Raw genomic sequence first — 15,934 nt, forward strand, 5'->3', positions numbered from 1 at the left:
TTAAATCGAATTATTCCCTATAGGTGCTGATAGGCTTTTTCAAGGCTCTGAATGAAACTTTAGGGGCTTGCAGTTCGCGAACTGCAAGCATCAATTGAATACCCTATTGCCTTAAACCACTTAATCAACCGCTTCTAAATTTACTGCCAGCTGGTTAATCAAATAATCTGTTATTCGCTGCATCGGTTTTCGTAAGCGTTCGACATCTCGCATGATATACACTGCAGTTATATCATGTGTCATTTTATTGGTTGAGCAAACGCTTTAAGGCAAAAGCTGGGAAGACAAACTCTCACCGGTTTTAAGTTTTTTTCTTTACAAAAAAAATCATAAAAAAAATCAGATATAGGTAGAGCATGGACTTCCCTGTTTTTATAAACGTTTGGGTAAATTTAAATCTTGTTCCAAATCTTCTACTGCCTCTAATGATGCTGGTTTTACTTTAATAAAGAATGAATTAACATTTCCTAAAGTCACAGTCCAGATAACAGCATTTGCCAAAGTTTTCAGTAGATTTACAAGATAATCTCCCCAGGCAAGATCTCTTTCCAATATCGGTTTTGCGTCAATTATTGCGCGTTCACAAGCCTCGTTAAACGTATTCCGAATAGTATTTATATCAACTTTTCCAGATTGTAGAGTCGCTGCATATTGATTACGCGCATTATTTAAATTATCTAAAAGATTTAGCGCTATATCTTTAGACTCAGAAAATTGATGGCGATCAACTTCCCCAATTTTTGACTTAAGTTGCTGTAAAACATTATCAATTGTTTCAATAGTTCCCAATAGTTCTACTTGCTTGAGTTGCTCAAGTTTAACCTGCTTTTCTTGTTCTTCATGAAGTTTACGCTGTTCCTCGAGTTTAACCTGCTTTTCTTGTTCCTCTTGAAATTTGCGTTGCTTTTCTTGTTCTTCATGAAGTTTACGCTGTTCTTCTTGTTGATTTGTAGCTTCCTGTTTCATTAACATAGGCAGTTTCAACCATTGATCTTGCGTTAAAATAACCACATGATACATTCCATCTGCATTAACCCATTTGGGGTTGCCTTTTGAGCCAAAAACCTGAAGACGCGCTAAAAACTTACTAAACTTCCTTGCGCTTTCTTCCTTTGTAAAAGATATTTTATAGTCACCAGATGTGGCTTGTGTGATAGATGGTGACTCTTCTGAGTCTAAGTTCAATTGCTGATTAATCTCAACAGCTACGGTCTTGAATTGCTCTTGAGCCTTGCTGCGTCGCTGTTCCTCGAGTTTAACCTGCTTTTCTTGTTCCTCTTGAAATTTGCGTTGCTTTTCTTGTTCTTCATGAAGTTTACGCTGTTCTTCTTGTTGATTTGTAGCTTCCTGTTTCATTAACGTAGGCAGTTTCAACCATTGATCTTGCGTTAAAATAACCACATGATACATTCCATTTGCATTAACCCATTTGGGGTTGCCTTTTGAGCCAAAAACATTAAGACGCGCTAAAAACCTACTAAACTCCCATGCGCTTTCTTCCTTTGTAAAAGATATTTTATAGTCACCAGATGTGGCTTGTGTGATAGATGGTGACTCTTCTGAGCCTAAATTCAATTGCTGATTAATCTCAACAGCTACGGTCTTGAATTGCTCTTGAGCCTTGCTGCGTCGCTGTTCCTCGAGTTTAACCTGCTTTTCTTGTTCTTCATGAAGTTTACGCTGTTCTTCTTGCTTTCTGAGGTCTTCTGGTTTTTGGGGAAGGGAAGAGAATCGTTTCCATTGGTCTGGTGTTAAATAAACCGCATAATAACTCCCATCTGACAAAATTTCTTTCCTATCTCCTGATTGCCGTACAATATTTATCTCTGGACTTGCTAAAAACGTGCTGAACCTATCAGCGTTATCGGATTTTTTAAAGGATATTTTATATTTACCATCTGATGTCACCTTAATAAAAGGTGATTCGGAACATAATGGCACTTGATCTTTAATATATTCAGATGCAGTCTTGAATAGAATTGTTTGACCCTCTGCTTTTTTAAGCTCTTCTTCTTTTTTGTGTCCAAGCTGAGGTAATTTATTCCATTCCTCTTGTGTTAAATAAACTACATAGCAACTTTTATTTCGTTGAACAAATTTTAATTTTCCATTAACATCTGTAATGTTATTATTTGCTAGAAACGCACTAAACTGCATGGCATTATTTTTGTTGTAAAAGCCGATACAAAAATGGTTGTTTTTTTGCAGGATTACCGGATGCTCTTCAACTCCCAACTGCGTTTTAATAGTATTCCAATCAATAAATTTGAATGTCTTGTTTAACATTTCCTCAGTTTTAAGCTCTCCTGCCGTTTTAAGCTTAGGTATTTCTTGCTTAGGAGTGTATCCAATTTTTCGTTGCTGAAACTCGGTATCAAATACATGTGTCATGGATTGGTTCAATTCAGAATGGAGAAGGATTAAGTCAGATTTTTGAGCTATTTGCTCTTCAAGCGTTTTAGGATTTCTATGGGTATAAGCTCCCCCAATAGTACGATCACTTCCCGGATTTAATAGGACTACCTTTTCGCCTTTTTGTTGCTGCTCTTGCCCATACGATATCATATCCGTATGGAGGACTGCATTCATGTACTTATTACCAGGAACATAGCTTTGATATCGTTGTGTTGTTGTAATTGATCCGTCAGGATTCCCCAGGTCATTCCATACTACCCAATCAACGTTAACTTCATGTTTTTTAGCCGCCTCAGCAAAAACTCCATACATTATCCTTTGTGCCGTTTCTTGAGAACCATAATATGGATTGAGTTGATCGATATAAACTCCTACTCCAAAAGTAGGCATAATCAATCGTTGATTACCATTTGCTTTTGCTTGGGATACGATAAAATCAGCTAGTTTTCTGCATTCATTTCCATACTGATCGGCTTTCAATATTCCAGCTTCTGAAAATTCGTCTAAATCAACTTGCGAAGTTCCCATAAGGTTTGGAGCACAAGCAGTAATTACAGGTATCTCTGTCGGTTTATTTAACTGATTACTTAAGTAGAAATCAACAGGACCATACACCAATCTATAGCGACTTAAGCGTCTATTTTTTTCGTTAATTGCACCACCATCTGGCGCTAATGTAAGTTGATCAGATTTATAGGCAACATAATCTAAAGGCTGATAGCCAATTCTTGTCGTTTCAAGCTCTTTTCCTTGTTCAACATTTAGGAACTCATCCAGAAAAAAGATGCGCTGTTGTTTTTGTAAGTGAGTAATCCTTTGTAAGCGCGCGTCATCATTAGAATGACAAATTTTTCTAATGAAGCGATCAAAAAACTGCATTTGTTTAGAATAATACTCTTCATACGATTCCTGTTTAGGAACAACCACCGTGTCATCAATAATAACAGGTTGGGGATCAACTATAGATTTAGGTTTACGCTGAATATGAAGTTTCTGTTTCTTGATTTCCTCATGAAGTTCATAAAGTGAAGCCACCTGTTTTTTACCATCATTGTGTTGTAAAAAATTACTGTGAAGCGATGTAGCATGCATTTCGAGTATGCTGGTTACCAACTGCTTTATAGAAAAGATGGTACAACTTCCACCCCGTTGCGTATAATTTTTTTGGTTTTTCATCACAGATCTAACAGATTTACCATCCAAACCTATTGAGAAATAATTTAACTCATGGTCCTGACCAATAGGGTTTCCTTTCAACAAGGTAAGATGGTTATTTAATCTTGTCCATTCCAATGCCTCAGGACTTCCCGCCGGAGAGGAGCCCTCACCATTTGGGCCTTGTTGTGGCTTGCGATAAAAAGACATTTGGCGCTCAGTCTTAATTAGTTCGCGTATAGTAGTTTCCATAGCTTGCTGATAGCCCTTTGGATCAACCTCAGGAATTATAAACAATGGAGTGATATCGTCATTTTCCAATTTTATAGGTGCAAGTTTAGTAATATAAGTCCCTGAACATACATCACCGTTGAGCTCATTACACTCAGCACCTAAATTTGTTTGAACATGGTAATATTCAAAATGATGAATTTTATTAGGATCAGTAGTTATACCACCAGTTGCCGTATTTCCAACTTTAATGATCCTAAACATTGCTGAATGATTTATCATTCGGCCGCCCTGAAGCGTGATTTCATTTGTTTCAGACATCATGTTTGCATCAGGCAAAAACCGTCTCATTTTGTAGGGTGGTTTACCCTTAGCTCCTCCCCACCACTCTACATTAGGATTCCCATGAAGCAAATTATCAATATTTTCATTTATCTTTTCTTCTAATTGTGGATAAACCAATCTGCTTTTTATAGGGTTAATACAATTTTGCGTGTTCCATAAAATCGATGCCCTTTGCTCTGGAGAGGCTTCTATTGTGCCCATATAAGAGGCGGCCGAGTTAATATAAACTTTATTTCGAATCCCCAAAGTTCTAACCAGATAATGCATAAAATTTGCATCTGTCTTTAAACCTTGCTCTACACCTCTCCCTAAAATATTAATTGCATGTTGCAGAGCAGCATATTCTTGTGAAGATAAAAGCCCTCTATTTAGTTCTGCGTAAATTTGCATTGATACGGAGTATCCAGAACAGGCTTCAAATACAGCGTTATTGATCTCACTATCATTACTATAATCTTTTGATAAATGATGAGCTTTGTCCACATAGCTCGCTAATTGTGGATTAGCCCGGATTATTTCTATTAAGGAAACAATTTTCTGTTCCCAAGCTTCTAACTGTTCCAACGTCATGGGATTTTTTTCTTGTTCGCTTTTTAATTCAGCTTTATATTCAGTATATAAGTGCTCTAAATAAACAGGTTCCGCTAAAAAAGCCCAGGTGTTACTTAAAGGATCATATTTTTTCCCAGGAGATAAGTTGTGTTTTCTAGTGAACTCCCAAAATTTCCCCTCCGCATTAATTTTAAAATAAATAGGTGCGGGTTCCTTATATTCGTATGTCTTAGGGTAAGTATTAGAGTCCAGTTTCATCCATCCCGGACACACAAACCCCTGGATTTCCTGGACTCCTTGAATATTTAGTTTTTTTTTCATGTATTCATAAATACTTCCATCTTTCGGTGTAAGAGGTCTTAATTTCATACCTGGTGGTGGATTAGTACCTGGAACAAATTTTAAATCTGTAATTTTCCCTTCAACAACGTCTTTGATTCCGTATTTTTTATCACACCACTCTTTAAAACCAATCATCATAATATTCCAATAATTTTTTATATCCTAGTATAGATTGTTTTACTTAAGTTAATATTAACGGGGGATTGAAATCCTCGTGTCGCCAGGGCGATTTCATCAAAATTCAAAAACCAACCACTTTTTTCAAATATTGACAAGAGAGTGCAAATTTCAAGCGTTTTAAAGCGATACCTTCTTGAGAGACCTTGTCGTCAACTAATAATTTCAGAACAATTTTTCTCATAATGCTCAAATTTCTATCCGCATAACCTCGATAAATTCGGCATTGATCCTCCCTCATCCCAACATCCAACTGATAGGGTTCAAACGGCGACATAGGTAACAATACAAACCGGTCAGCTGAGTAACCAGTTAATGTCCTATTTTATTCATACTATCAATCTGTTGCAATTCGCATTATCTATTGGTTTCTGGAAAAACCAAATCTAAATTTAAACTATACATCAGCTTTTTCGTTAAACTGATTAATCCTGGTCTTAAATAACTTCTCTGTTCATACCATCTTTAATCATCCTTCTTACTTGCAGCATCAAATTCGAGGCGACGTTTCAAATCACCATATATTTTTCTTTATGATCCTTTATTCCTCCGCATGTTCAGTTTATTAAAAATATCTGTTAACATTGTGCTCTTTTTACGTCCAGATTGTTCCTATTATTTTCGAGGCTGTTTTATGAAAGAAATGAAAAAAATGATAACCAGAATGACAACGATATTTATTACTCAGGTAAAAGATAAATTGCCTATTACTACTGAGCGATTCCTTGAGGTGCAAAAACTCATCTCTGATAGTGCTTTATGCCAGTACATTGCAACCTCTATTAAAAACCAACCAGGTATTAATCTTACTACAAAAATAACGCTAGCCACCGCGCTTGTTGACTTACCTGAAGTAAAGGCAGAAATAAAGAACCTGGCGTTCTTATATCTAAGCCAAAGGATTCCGGCGGCCGCGCCATGCTCTGATCCAGATGAGTCAGGCACGGTACTAGAGAGCGCAAAGCAGGCCATCGACCGCTATATCAATGCGCAGTCGCAACGTATCGATACGAGAATTCAGGATGATGCAGATATTTTAGTCAGGAGACTTGATTCCTTAGCAAGATTATTGACTGTCAGCAGCCGATACTCCTCCTGCCTGGCATTAACCATCCATGAAGATACTTTGTGGGTTTCCCTTAATCGAGACAAGGAAGAACTTTTTAGAGGGGTTCTGTTATTAATTAAGCAGCGGGTCGATTTTATCAAAAATACCATTGAGAAATATAAAGAGGAGGATTATGACACCCTGCTCAAGGTAACTGTCCCTGGTCTCGTTGCGGACTTAATCAAAATTGGCGGAAGTACTATCCCTGCAGAAAACCTTACTCAGGATTTTGCAAAGCTAATATTTGCCAATGGAAGCAATTGTTCACGGCTTTCCAGTGAGCAGAAAAAAACGCTTACTCTGGACGATAAACGAGTTGTTCTGCTTCATGCTGGACGTGATAAAGAAAATACCAAGGCGATGGGGGTCGAGGTAACCGAATTAACCGATCAAGAGTTAGGGCAATCATCCTTTCATCGCCTGCCCCTGAGGCTTAACAAACCTCCGCTTTACCGTCAATTTCACGCAGAGCAATTAATGATTCATTATTTACGCGAATTAGGCATGCTCGACCCTGAAAACCCGGTTCGGCTTGGTATTACAAAGCTGTGCTGTTATACATGCGATAAATATTTAAGTGATACTCCTGAAGTATTAAAACGCGGTACTCATGGCTTAGCTTATGAAGGCACTTTTAATTTACATACTGGAGAAGCAGCTCAGGCAAACGGCTTAAACCCACGGGTTACCCATCCCCATAGAAGCCCCCCATTTTCGCCAATAAAAACACAGCCTATCGGGAGTCCCCAGCAGTTTGTAAATGGACCTGAAACCGCCTTGCGACCACCTCGTTCCCCGAACATTACCAATAGTCCTAAAAAACTGTCACCAAATCTATTTAAAATTAAACAATTTTTTTCACAGCATCCATTACCGCCACCATCAATGACAGAAATTCCATCAAGTCCTTTTCCTGCCTCAAATACGATCCATCGGCCTTTTTTCAACAGGGAAAATAAAGGCACAAATATAGAAATAACGGGGGTTAATAACGCACCCACGTGATAAAATTTGGAAGAGAAGAACTTGTTTTGGGACTTACATTAACACATACGATGAAAAAAACTTGTGCCTTTAAAATTATTTGAAGCCTCCCATGGTCAGATCATTGTTTCTGATCTTGACCCGTGTAATCGTCAAAAAAGGCTGCTATCCCAATGGAACATTTATAATTTACCGATGCTGCTAATTTATTTTTATCATTAGAGTTTTTTAATATCACTCTACTCAAGTATGCCCTGCACTCCATTAACTTGCCTGTTGCAATATAGACTTGCTTTAGCCTAGGATAGGAAAAGACATACTACTTGAGAAAAGTTCAATGGATAAATCAAGTGCAAACCGATTAAACCTGCAAATCATCATCGCGATAGTTTCCGGTATTATTGTCGGTGCTCTTTTGAAATTGATTCCTGAAGACAGCTGGGTTTTTCAATACCTTGTTGAAGGTTGTCTTGACTGGGGTGGTAAGGTGTTTATTACTATCCTGAAAATGCTGGTGATTCCTGTTGTCTTTGTATCACTTGTTTGTGGTACGTTTAATATTAGTTCGAGCAGTCAGTTTGGTAGAACAGCATTAAAAACCATTGTGCTCTACCTTTTTACCACATCTATAGCTATTAGTCTGGCCTTATTTGTATCAATCGTACTGGGAACTAACGGCAGTAGCATCACACCAGTAGAACAGCAATCTCAAACACTCTCCACCCCAACGATTAAAGAAACCTTGTTAAATCTGGTGCCAAGTAATCCTGTCAAAGCCATGGCAGAAGGAAACATGTTGCAAGTTATAATATTTGCATTATTACTAGGCATATCCATTACTGGCGCAGGAAGAAGCGCACAAAAAATTAAAGACTTATTCAAAGCAGCTGATGCAGTAGTTATGCGCTTGGTCCATATTGTATTTCTTGCGGCACCTTATGGAATTTTTTGCCTTATTTCAGTAATGTTTGCCCGTATTGGGATTAATTTGATCATGCAACTCTCGGGTTATTTCTTTACTGTTTTGTTAGCCTTGGCGCTGCATTTATTTATTGTATATCCCATATTACTTAAAAGTTTCACCGGTTTATCACCCTTAATTTTTTTCCGACAAATGTGGCCTGCCATGATGTTTGCTTTTTCTACTTCAAGCAGTAATGCATCGATTCCTGTGGTACTGAAAACTGTTGAAGAAAAACTGGGAGTAAATGAATCCATTGCATCATTTATTATTCCTTTAGGAGCCACAATCAACATGGATGGAACAGCTATTATGCAAGGAGTTGCTACAGTATTTATTTCACATGTATATGGCATTGATTTAGGACTCAGTGGTTATCTCACTGTAATTTTGTTAGCAACACTCGCATCCATCGGTACAGCCGGTGTTCCTGGGGTCGGTTTAGTTACATTAACCATGGTCCTTATTCAAGTGGGGCTTCCGGTTGAGGGAATCTCGTTGATTATCGGTATAGACAGACTATTGGATATGTCGCGCACTATTGTAAATATCTGTGGCGATGCTACCGTGGCTTGTATTGTTGGATATAGTGAACAAGCTCTAAATGAAAAAAAATATTATGAACTCAATTCGATTGAAATTTAAAAGGCTGTATTGAGCTTAGTTTCGCTTATTGTGTCCTCGCTGCTTTCTAACTTCGGCTCCTCTCGCTCCAGATTATTTTCTTTTGCTTTACCAAATGCTTGTTTAAATTCTTGTGTCTTTCCAATATTTTTACTAATTATGTTATCTGAAACAATTGATGCTACCTTTAAAAAAAACTCAGTGATTTTTTTAAAGATAGGAGTTCTTGCGTGTAAGCTTTGAAATTCTGATAACGAGCCATCGTTGCCAGAAGGTTTTTTGTCAATCCGGTCAATTATAGCATCACAAAATTTATCCAACGGCTCATCACCCATTCGTCTGTGAGACGGATCATTTTTATGGATTTCACCATCCAGCAGAGATACTAGGTTAACAAGATCAGTTTTATCAAGACTGCTCTCATTCAACTGACTTATTGGATTTTTCCCTTCAATTTGATGCCGCTGATTAATCACTTCCAGTAATCTGCCTTGTACACCATAGGTAAAAGCACCTCCTTTAGGAAGTCCTGTAATCTCACTCAAAAAAGCAACCAAATCATCAGCTTTTAACATAGTATTTTTTTTAATCAAGGATATTATCTCAGGAGGAGGAGTGACATCTGGGCCTAAAAGATCACAGCCTAATTGCAGGTTTTCTCTCAAAATCTCACGATCTGTTTTACTGTGTACGTTTACTGATGCAAACAGATTTTTAACTTCATTCCACTGGCCTTGTTGCGCATAAAGTACCAACAGCTGTCTCTGTACTTCAATATTGTCCTGAGTCCCCAGTGCCTCTAAAGCTTCAATTTTTTTCTTGCGATCCATGATCTGGTGAATAACATTAAATTGCTCAGTAATATCAGATGTTACTGAAGGAATAATTGATATTTTTAACGGTACATCCACGCGTTTTTCTGCTGGTAGTGCTTCAATAACGTCTTGTATTTTTTTTGCTGACTGCATCCAGGTCTGTCCATGTTGATGTTTAAAAGCGCTCTCCAGCAATGCATTAATTTCCTTATATTCAACCTTATTACCTATCAAACCTTTTATGTACAAACAATATCCTTCCGGAGAGCAAAACGTACTGTCGGGTTCTATTTCTCTTACTTTTGAACGAAACATCGACGATGTATATGGGTTTTGTCCAACAGCAGCTTGTCCAACAACGCCAACATGATTTTGCCATACCTGAAACGGAATTGTAGTCTCTACGTCTTCGCCCCAAGTGACAATACGAATTTTTACACTGTCGCTTTCCTCATCATATTCAATATTTTTGATAGTAAACAGATGTCCGTCCATAAATTGATTGAACAAATTTTGTTTTTTAGGTAATTCCTGACTATTATCAACAATAAAACTAGCCAGAGTTGACGTGCCGGCAAAACCTGCCATGTATCCATCTTTAATTAACATGTGCAACTGCTTGATCCCTTCTTTGTTACGAACAGAGATATTTTTTACATTACTATAGCCTGATTGTTTCATCCAACTGTTCAATTCATTAAGAGTGGTTACACCAAATAATTGCTTGGAAAGCTCAGTACTTTCTTCACTATAGCTTACGAGACTATTCTCCGATGAACGTAATCCATTTAAAATAATATGATCTGCATCGTGAATATCAATTCCATCACTGCGTTTTTTATTTGCTATGCGATCCTTCACTTTAACATGTAGAACTCCTTTTTCTGCATCAAGATCTTGCAAATCAACTTGTCCATCTGATGCCAGCTTAGAAACCATCTGGACATATTGCAGTGGATTTAATAAGGCCATATTATGCACATAAGTGTTAACACCACATACCTGTTCATTACGCTGATTAATGAAGCGCGGATCCAAAACACGTAATGCCATTTGCAGAACGAGTAAATTACGATCAAAATTGCGAAATTTAAGGGGAGCGTCTTTATCCAGAAAATTATCAGCTTGATATGCTTTATAATCACTTTTTATTAATTTCAGTAAGGGAAATTCATCAAGAATTTGATTTATGGAATTTTGTTCACCAGTTAAATAAGCAAAAGATTCCAGTTGCTTGGCAATAGTATATAGTTTCGGATTGTATTTATCGTTCCAATCACTTTTAGTTTCTCTCAAATGTTCTTGAAATTTTTGTAATAATAATTTGGTGAGCTCTTTAACATAGATTTTTTCTATGAGAGGATTATCTATATCATCACTAATAACAGTAACATAATCTAAGGCGTTTAAATAATCCTTATAGGAAGTAACCGGATGGTCGGCCAAAGTCAAATCGTTGTTAATTTTTGCTATTCCATTTTCATTCTTTACAAGATTTCCATCCTCATCTAGTTCTAAATAAGTAGTTAATGAAATACCCATAGTGATCTTCAATAGCTCAGAGTCTATTAGTTTAATATAGAACAAATTTTTATCACTGGCGAATATTGACGCACTACAGAATGGGGTCAATACCCACATTTTCTATCAGTTTCTGTACCGCTTCACCATAACACTCCTTATTGGATATTGGATTGCGCCCGGGGTGGTCCGGTTCAGTGTTCAGCCTGATTGAGCAAATGAACCTGTTTAGCGAAGCCTGGCGAAAGCAACAATGTCACTGCAACTGGAATTGAACCATTTTTGTAAACATATTCATCCCACTTACTTTCATTGGTGCGTGTACTTAACAGACTTTTACAGCAAACCTAAATTCTAATTACGGGTCATTTCGTGTAAATGCAAAATAGACAACACCTAAAACAAGTCCATAGACCAGATGACCTATTAGAGGTGGTATGTTTTGCTTAATACCTTCAATGCTCCAGTTGATAAACAAAGGCACCCCCGATGAAAGAAAAGGTAAAAGGGTCATCGGTCCAGCTATCCACATTCCCAAACCAAATAACAAACCAAAAAAAAATGCTGAAAACCAGGACTTAATTAACCAACCCAGTATTATAGCGAAAGCGATACCTCCTCCAATACTCATCACTGCATGAACTACAAGACCGCCCATTTTGGAAGGCATATCAATTATGTCCCCTAGTGTTTCAAGCATCCCGCTTAAAACGAGAAAACAGGTGAATACAATACCCGCGATGACTCCGGCAACGACACCGTGTCGAATGTTTCTAGCAGAAAACATATACGCTCCTTGTCAGGTTTAACAAAAAATTTTAATGCTCTTCCCGGTTGTTTGATAATGGTTAACACAAATTTTCAAAATTATAATCTGCTGACCCAATTTAAAAAAGAAGCCTGTACTACCTCCATGATTAAAATACGATTTTTCTTCTGTTAGAAATCCTAATCAACCTGTAGGCCAGATGGTTCTTCAGTTAAAGTCAGAAGTCCTCCTTTATGCATTCAATTGGTTCTGGTAATTTATTGCAAAATCGATGCCAATTTCTGGTATTTTTTGTGAAAATAAGAGCTGCCTTCTCAGCTACTGTCCATCGATAATAAATCAGAGAAACAGCACCAAAAGCCATAGCAACGATACCTCTGAGACCATCAAAAAAATGGCAAGATGAGCTATCATCCTCACGATGGCTGCCAACCTGTGCTATAGAGTTTTTGCTAGAGGAAAAACCGGATTATTACAAGAATTATCCTCTGATGAAGATATCCTATCTTGGGAGACAAGGGTATGCGATGAGCTAGCATGGAACTAATCGCATAAAGTGTATTACGATTAGGAATATTTACCTCAAATTTGATTTATAAGTCTTTATTATGTACAATAAACGATAATATAAAACTGACAAGGCTTATAACTAACAAGCTATAATCAGCTACATTGCTTGTAATTCTTGTTTAAACATGCGGTTACCACAAAAAATGACAAATTTTCTAAGAGACGTTGACGCTTACTTTAGAAGTAAGCCTCGGTTATTTTTTTCTATATTAGGCGGGTTAACCCTTTTCCTGATTGCAACAATAGTACTAAGCGTAGTGTGTCCCCCGGCAGTACTAGCTATAGGCATTGGCGCATGGTCTTTGGTTGGTAACATTCTTCCTCTTATTGCAATAAATTTATTCGCTACATTTACATTGTGTACCCTGACAACGCAAATTCCTCGAATGTTTCGTTCTCCTATTGATGAGATTGAGGATCTTTTAGGTGATCTTATCTCTTTGGCTGGTCAAATGGCTAAAGTGGATAGAGAAAAATCAACAGCTCAACCTGAGAATCAAGAAACTGAAAATCTATCTGAGGTTGTACATCATGATCCATTATTTGTCTCGACAAATAAGGTTGAAAAAAATCAAACCGAAGATCAATTACAGACGAGCAATGTACCCTCTATTAATAAATCAAACACTATCAATTAATAAGATAACTTCTGCTAAGACACAATTAAAGTGAGCCGAAAAATCACTTTATTACTTTTTTTCTCTTTCAGTGAACTCTGATTTTTATTTTAAAATACATACAGTTAATTTATTATTTTAATTATAGAATATAATTTATTCTCCCAGCGCTAAAAGTGTAACGGTCATATTTCCTCATGTGTACCATGAGCAAGTAGTGGGAGCCTTACAAAATTCAATAGAATTTCCAAGTAAGAGAATAACCCTCTGATTTTCATGATTTTATTTCAAGCCATTTAAAATAAACCTGTTTTTCCTTCCCGTCATGTGCAAATTAAAATTATCGGCTATAGTTTAATGTAATTATAAAAATAAGAACGGATATTTAATTCCGGCTGGGGGAAACATGTTAATTAGATGGCTAGGTATCGCTTCATTATTAATTGCCACACTCAATGTTCCATGCTTTGCCGAAGATCGTGAAATTGCAATTACAATTGATGATTTGCCTTTCGTTGGATCAGGGAGCAGTACCCCTGCTAGTTTGAAAAGAACTCAAGACCGATTCATGGCTTTAGTTAATGCACTGGTTGAAAATGAAGTGCCGGCTACCGGATTTGCTATTGGCGGTGCAGTTGCTAAAAATGAATGGGACTTGATGGAAACATTTCGCAATCAGGGATTTACAATAGGAAACCATACTTATACTCATCTTAGCTTAAATGCGATAAGCGCAGACAAGTATATCGCTGACATAGAGCGAGCAGACGAAAAGTTGGGCCGTGTTTTGACTGAGCCTAAATATTTCCGCTACCCCTATCTTGCTGAAGGCAAAGGTGAGAAGAAACAAAAAGTTCTTGATTATCTTCTTGCTAATCAATATACCATTGCGCCTGTGACTATTGACAGTAAAGATTATGAGTTCAATGCTCAACTTTATAGAATCCCTTATAGTAAAAGAGCTCAATGATATGGGTCCGCATGTCTGGAACAAAATTAAGGAAAAATAAGAGCTATTCATCCATCATTTATAGTTAAAAATTCACTCAAATTAACCTATTTAAACCTACTCAATACCGTATGAATAGTGATTGCTACTACGAATTGTCTTAGGTCATTTTACCACAACTCTATCAGAATGACTTATCCACAAGTCCACAGGTCAGGAGAGCTTCACTTTCTCGTATAGGCCTGTGGGCCTTGTGGGTAAGTCATGACGCTCTCATTTAGGGTTTATGGTCTTTTCCGGCCATAATACACCTCTGCGGGCGTTAAATAATTAAAGGACTGGTGAAGCCTTCGGTTATTATAATACTCAAAATACTCCGTTAAGGCCAGCTCAACCTCTTCAATTGTATCAAAATCATACCGGTAGATTTTTTCTTGCTTAACACTACGCCACAATCGCTCGATAAATATATTATCTAAATAACGTCCTCGCCCATCCATGCTGATAGAAATGTGGTGAGATTTTAGCGTATTTATCCAATCTTTTGAGGTAAATTGAGAACCCTGATCCGTGTTAAAGATCTCACAACGCGAATGCAGCAAAGCGTTTCTAAGCGCCTCAATACAAAATTCAGCCTCCATAGTAGGTGAAATAGCCCATCCAATCACATAACGACTATACCAGTCCATAATAGCTACTAAATACACATGCTTTCCTTTCATGCGGATGTAGGTGATATCTGCGGCCCAAACCTGATTTGGTTTGGTGATATCCACCTCTTTTAATAAATAAGGGAACACCTCATGCTCCTTATTGGGAACGCTTGTATTTGGCTTTGGGTAAACAGTCGATAACCCCATCATTTCCATCAACTTTTTTACTCGACGTTTACCAACAGGATAGCCTACTTCTTTTGACAGCCATCTTGCCCGCTTAATTTTACCTTCACATGGATACTGCAGATAGTGCTCATCAAGTAGCGCCATAAGCGCTTCATCTTCGACAGAAATGGGCTTGGCACTATAATAATAACTTGAAACAGGCAAGTCTAATAGCAAGCATTGTTCACGAATGGTGAGCTCGGCAAGAGGATCAATCATGACGCGCTTTTCATCCAGACTAAAGTTCATGCTTTTTTTTTAGCCAAGATAGCTGCGCTTGAAGTCGACCAATTTCTTGATATAATGCCTCAACAAGCTGCTCTTGGGACTTGGCTTCTTTTTCATTAGCCCCAGAGAATAAATCGTTAATGGCTTTGATGGCCGATTGCTTCCAAGTTTTTACCTGCGTTGCGTGAACACCGTATTCACTGGTAATTTGCGCTTGTGTGAGTTTCCCCTCAATCGCAGCTAGCGTTATTTTTGCCTTCTTGGCCGCCGTATAATAAGCTCGCTTTTTAGACATTTTATTCTCCTCTTTGTATTAAGAAGAATAGCTCTTAAAAAACCTTTTTTTGTGTCCAGAAAACCGCGCCTATATTACAAAGTGTCAAACAATTTAAAAAACGCTATCTTGCATATATTTGGCAACAAACTCTTAAGGCAGAAAAAAGAGCTAAAAAAAGTAATAGTCAACCAGTCAAACAAATTTTATTAATCCATGCTAATTTGTTAAATAGCCTGTGTTTGAGAGATATCATAGAAATGTATCGAAGTAATGGCTACAAATTTATAACTTTAGCGGATGCATTAAAGGAGAATACCGCGCAACCAATCAATGATATGTCTGATCCAGCAAGGCCGGTTCGCTCAAGCGATTCGAGCCAGCTAGACTGCATCACCTGTCAATGAATTGGGTAA

General features: G+C 37.5%; 10 protein-coding genes and 1 pseudogene. 5 read left to right on the forward strand and 6 right to left on the reverse strand.

The genetic code is table 11. The annotated features are described in order from the left end of the window. Nucleotides 1-372: 372 nt before the first annotated feature. Together HRS36_RS13095 and HRS36_RS13100 are read right to left on the reverse strand one after the other, a co-directional pair. The gene (locus tag HRS36_RS13095) at nucleotides 373-4,716 is read right to left on the reverse strand and encodes a hypothetical protein (RefSeq protein WP_173237650.1); all 4,344 of its coding nucleotides are present in this window, start codon (nucleotides 4,714-4,716) and stop codon (nucleotides 373-375) included. A gap of 565 nt (nucleotides 4,717-5,281) precedes the next feature. Then, complete coding sequence (locus HRS36_RS13100; protein ID WP_173237651.1) at nucleotides 5,282-5,494, reverse strand: hypothetical protein; 213 nt, start codon at nucleotides 5,492-5,494, stop codon at nucleotides 5,282-5,284. A gap of 366 nt (nucleotides 5,495-5,860) precedes the next feature. On the opposite strand from HRS36_RS13100, the gene HRS36_RS13105 reads away from it, so the two are divergent. Both HRS36_RS13105 and HRS36_RS13110 read left to right on the forward strand, forming a co-directional pair. After that, a complete protein-coding gene (locus tag HRS36_RS13105; RefSeq protein WP_173237652.1) occupies nucleotides 5,861-7,330 on the forward strand; it encodes a hypothetical protein in 1,470 nt (489 codons plus the stop codon). Between the two features lie 316 nt (nucleotides 7,331-7,646). After that, the gene (locus HRS36_RS13110; RefSeq protein WP_173237653.1) at nucleotides 7,647-8,915 is read left to right on the forward strand and encodes a dicarboxylate/amino acid:cation symporter; all 1,269 of its coding nucleotides are present in this window, start codon (nucleotides 7,647-7,649) and stop codon (nucleotides 8,913-8,915) included. Here HRS36_RS13110 and HRS36_RS13115 read toward each other — a convergent pair. Further along, on the reverse strand, nucleotides 8,912-11,251 hold the full coding sequence (locus HRS36_RS13115) for a hypothetical protein (protein ID WP_226905470.1): 2,340 nt from the start codon (nucleotides 11,249-11,251) through the stop codon (nucleotides 8,912-8,914). The genes HRS36_RS13110 and HRS36_RS13115 overlap by 4 nt on opposite strands. Before the next feature lie 337 nt (nucleotides 11,252-11,588). Next, nucleotides 11,589-12,017 carry a hypothetical protein gene (locus HRS36_RS13120; RefSeq protein ID WP_173237654.1) on the reverse strand — a complete coding sequence of 143 codons (429 nt, stop codon included), beginning with the start codon at nucleotides 12,015-12,017 and terminating at the stop codon, nucleotides 11,589-11,591. Between the two features lie 695 nt (nucleotides 12,018-12,712). Here HRS36_RS13120 and HRS36_RS13125 point away from each other — a divergent pair. After that, a complete protein-coding gene (locus HRS36_RS13125; protein WP_173237655.1) occupies nucleotides 12,713-13,207 on the forward strand; it encodes a hypothetical protein in 495 nt (164 codons plus the stop codon). Nucleotides 13,208-13,592: 385 nt separating this feature from the next. Next, nucleotides 13,593-14,156 carry a polysaccharide deacetylase family protein gene (locus HRS36_RS13130; protein WP_476703259.1) on the forward strand — a complete coding sequence of 188 codons (564 nt, stop codon included), beginning with the start codon at nucleotides 13,593-13,595 and terminating at the stop codon, nucleotides 14,154-14,156. Between the two features lie 263 nt (nucleotides 14,157-14,419). On the opposite strand, the gene HRS36_RS13135 is transcribed toward HRS36_RS13130, so the two are convergent. Both HRS36_RS13135 and HRS36_RS13140 read right to left on the reverse strand, forming a co-directional pair. Continuing rightward, nucleotides 14,420-15,265 carry an IS3 family transposase gene (locus HRS36_RS13135; RefSeq protein ID WP_173235473.1) on the reverse strand — a complete coding sequence of 282 codons (846 nt, stop codon included), beginning with the start codon at nucleotides 15,263-15,265 and terminating at the stop codon, nucleotides 14,420-14,422. Continuing rightward, nucleotides 15,255-15,539: a transposase gene (locus tag HRS36_RS13140; RefSeq protein WP_173235475.1), complete on the reverse strand. Its 285-nt coding sequence runs from the start codon at nucleotides 15,537-15,539 to the stop codon at nucleotides 15,255-15,257. Before HRS36_RS13140 ends, HRS36_RS13135 begins: the two co-directional genes overlap by 11 nt. A gap of 83 nt (nucleotides 15,540-15,622) precedes the next feature. Between HRS36_RS13140 and HRS36_RS18720 the strand changes: the two are divergent. Then, a pseudogene (locus tag HRS36_RS18720) lies at nucleotides 15,623-15,925 on the forward strand (hypothetical protein); the annotation flags it as partial. Nucleotides 15,926-15,934: the final 9 nt, after the last annotated feature.

Origin of the sequence: Legionella antarctica (assembly GCF_011764505.1) — a bacterium.
Classification (GTDB): domain Bacteria; phylum Pseudomonadota; class Gammaproteobacteria; order Legionellales; family Legionellaceae; genus Legionella; species Legionella antarctica.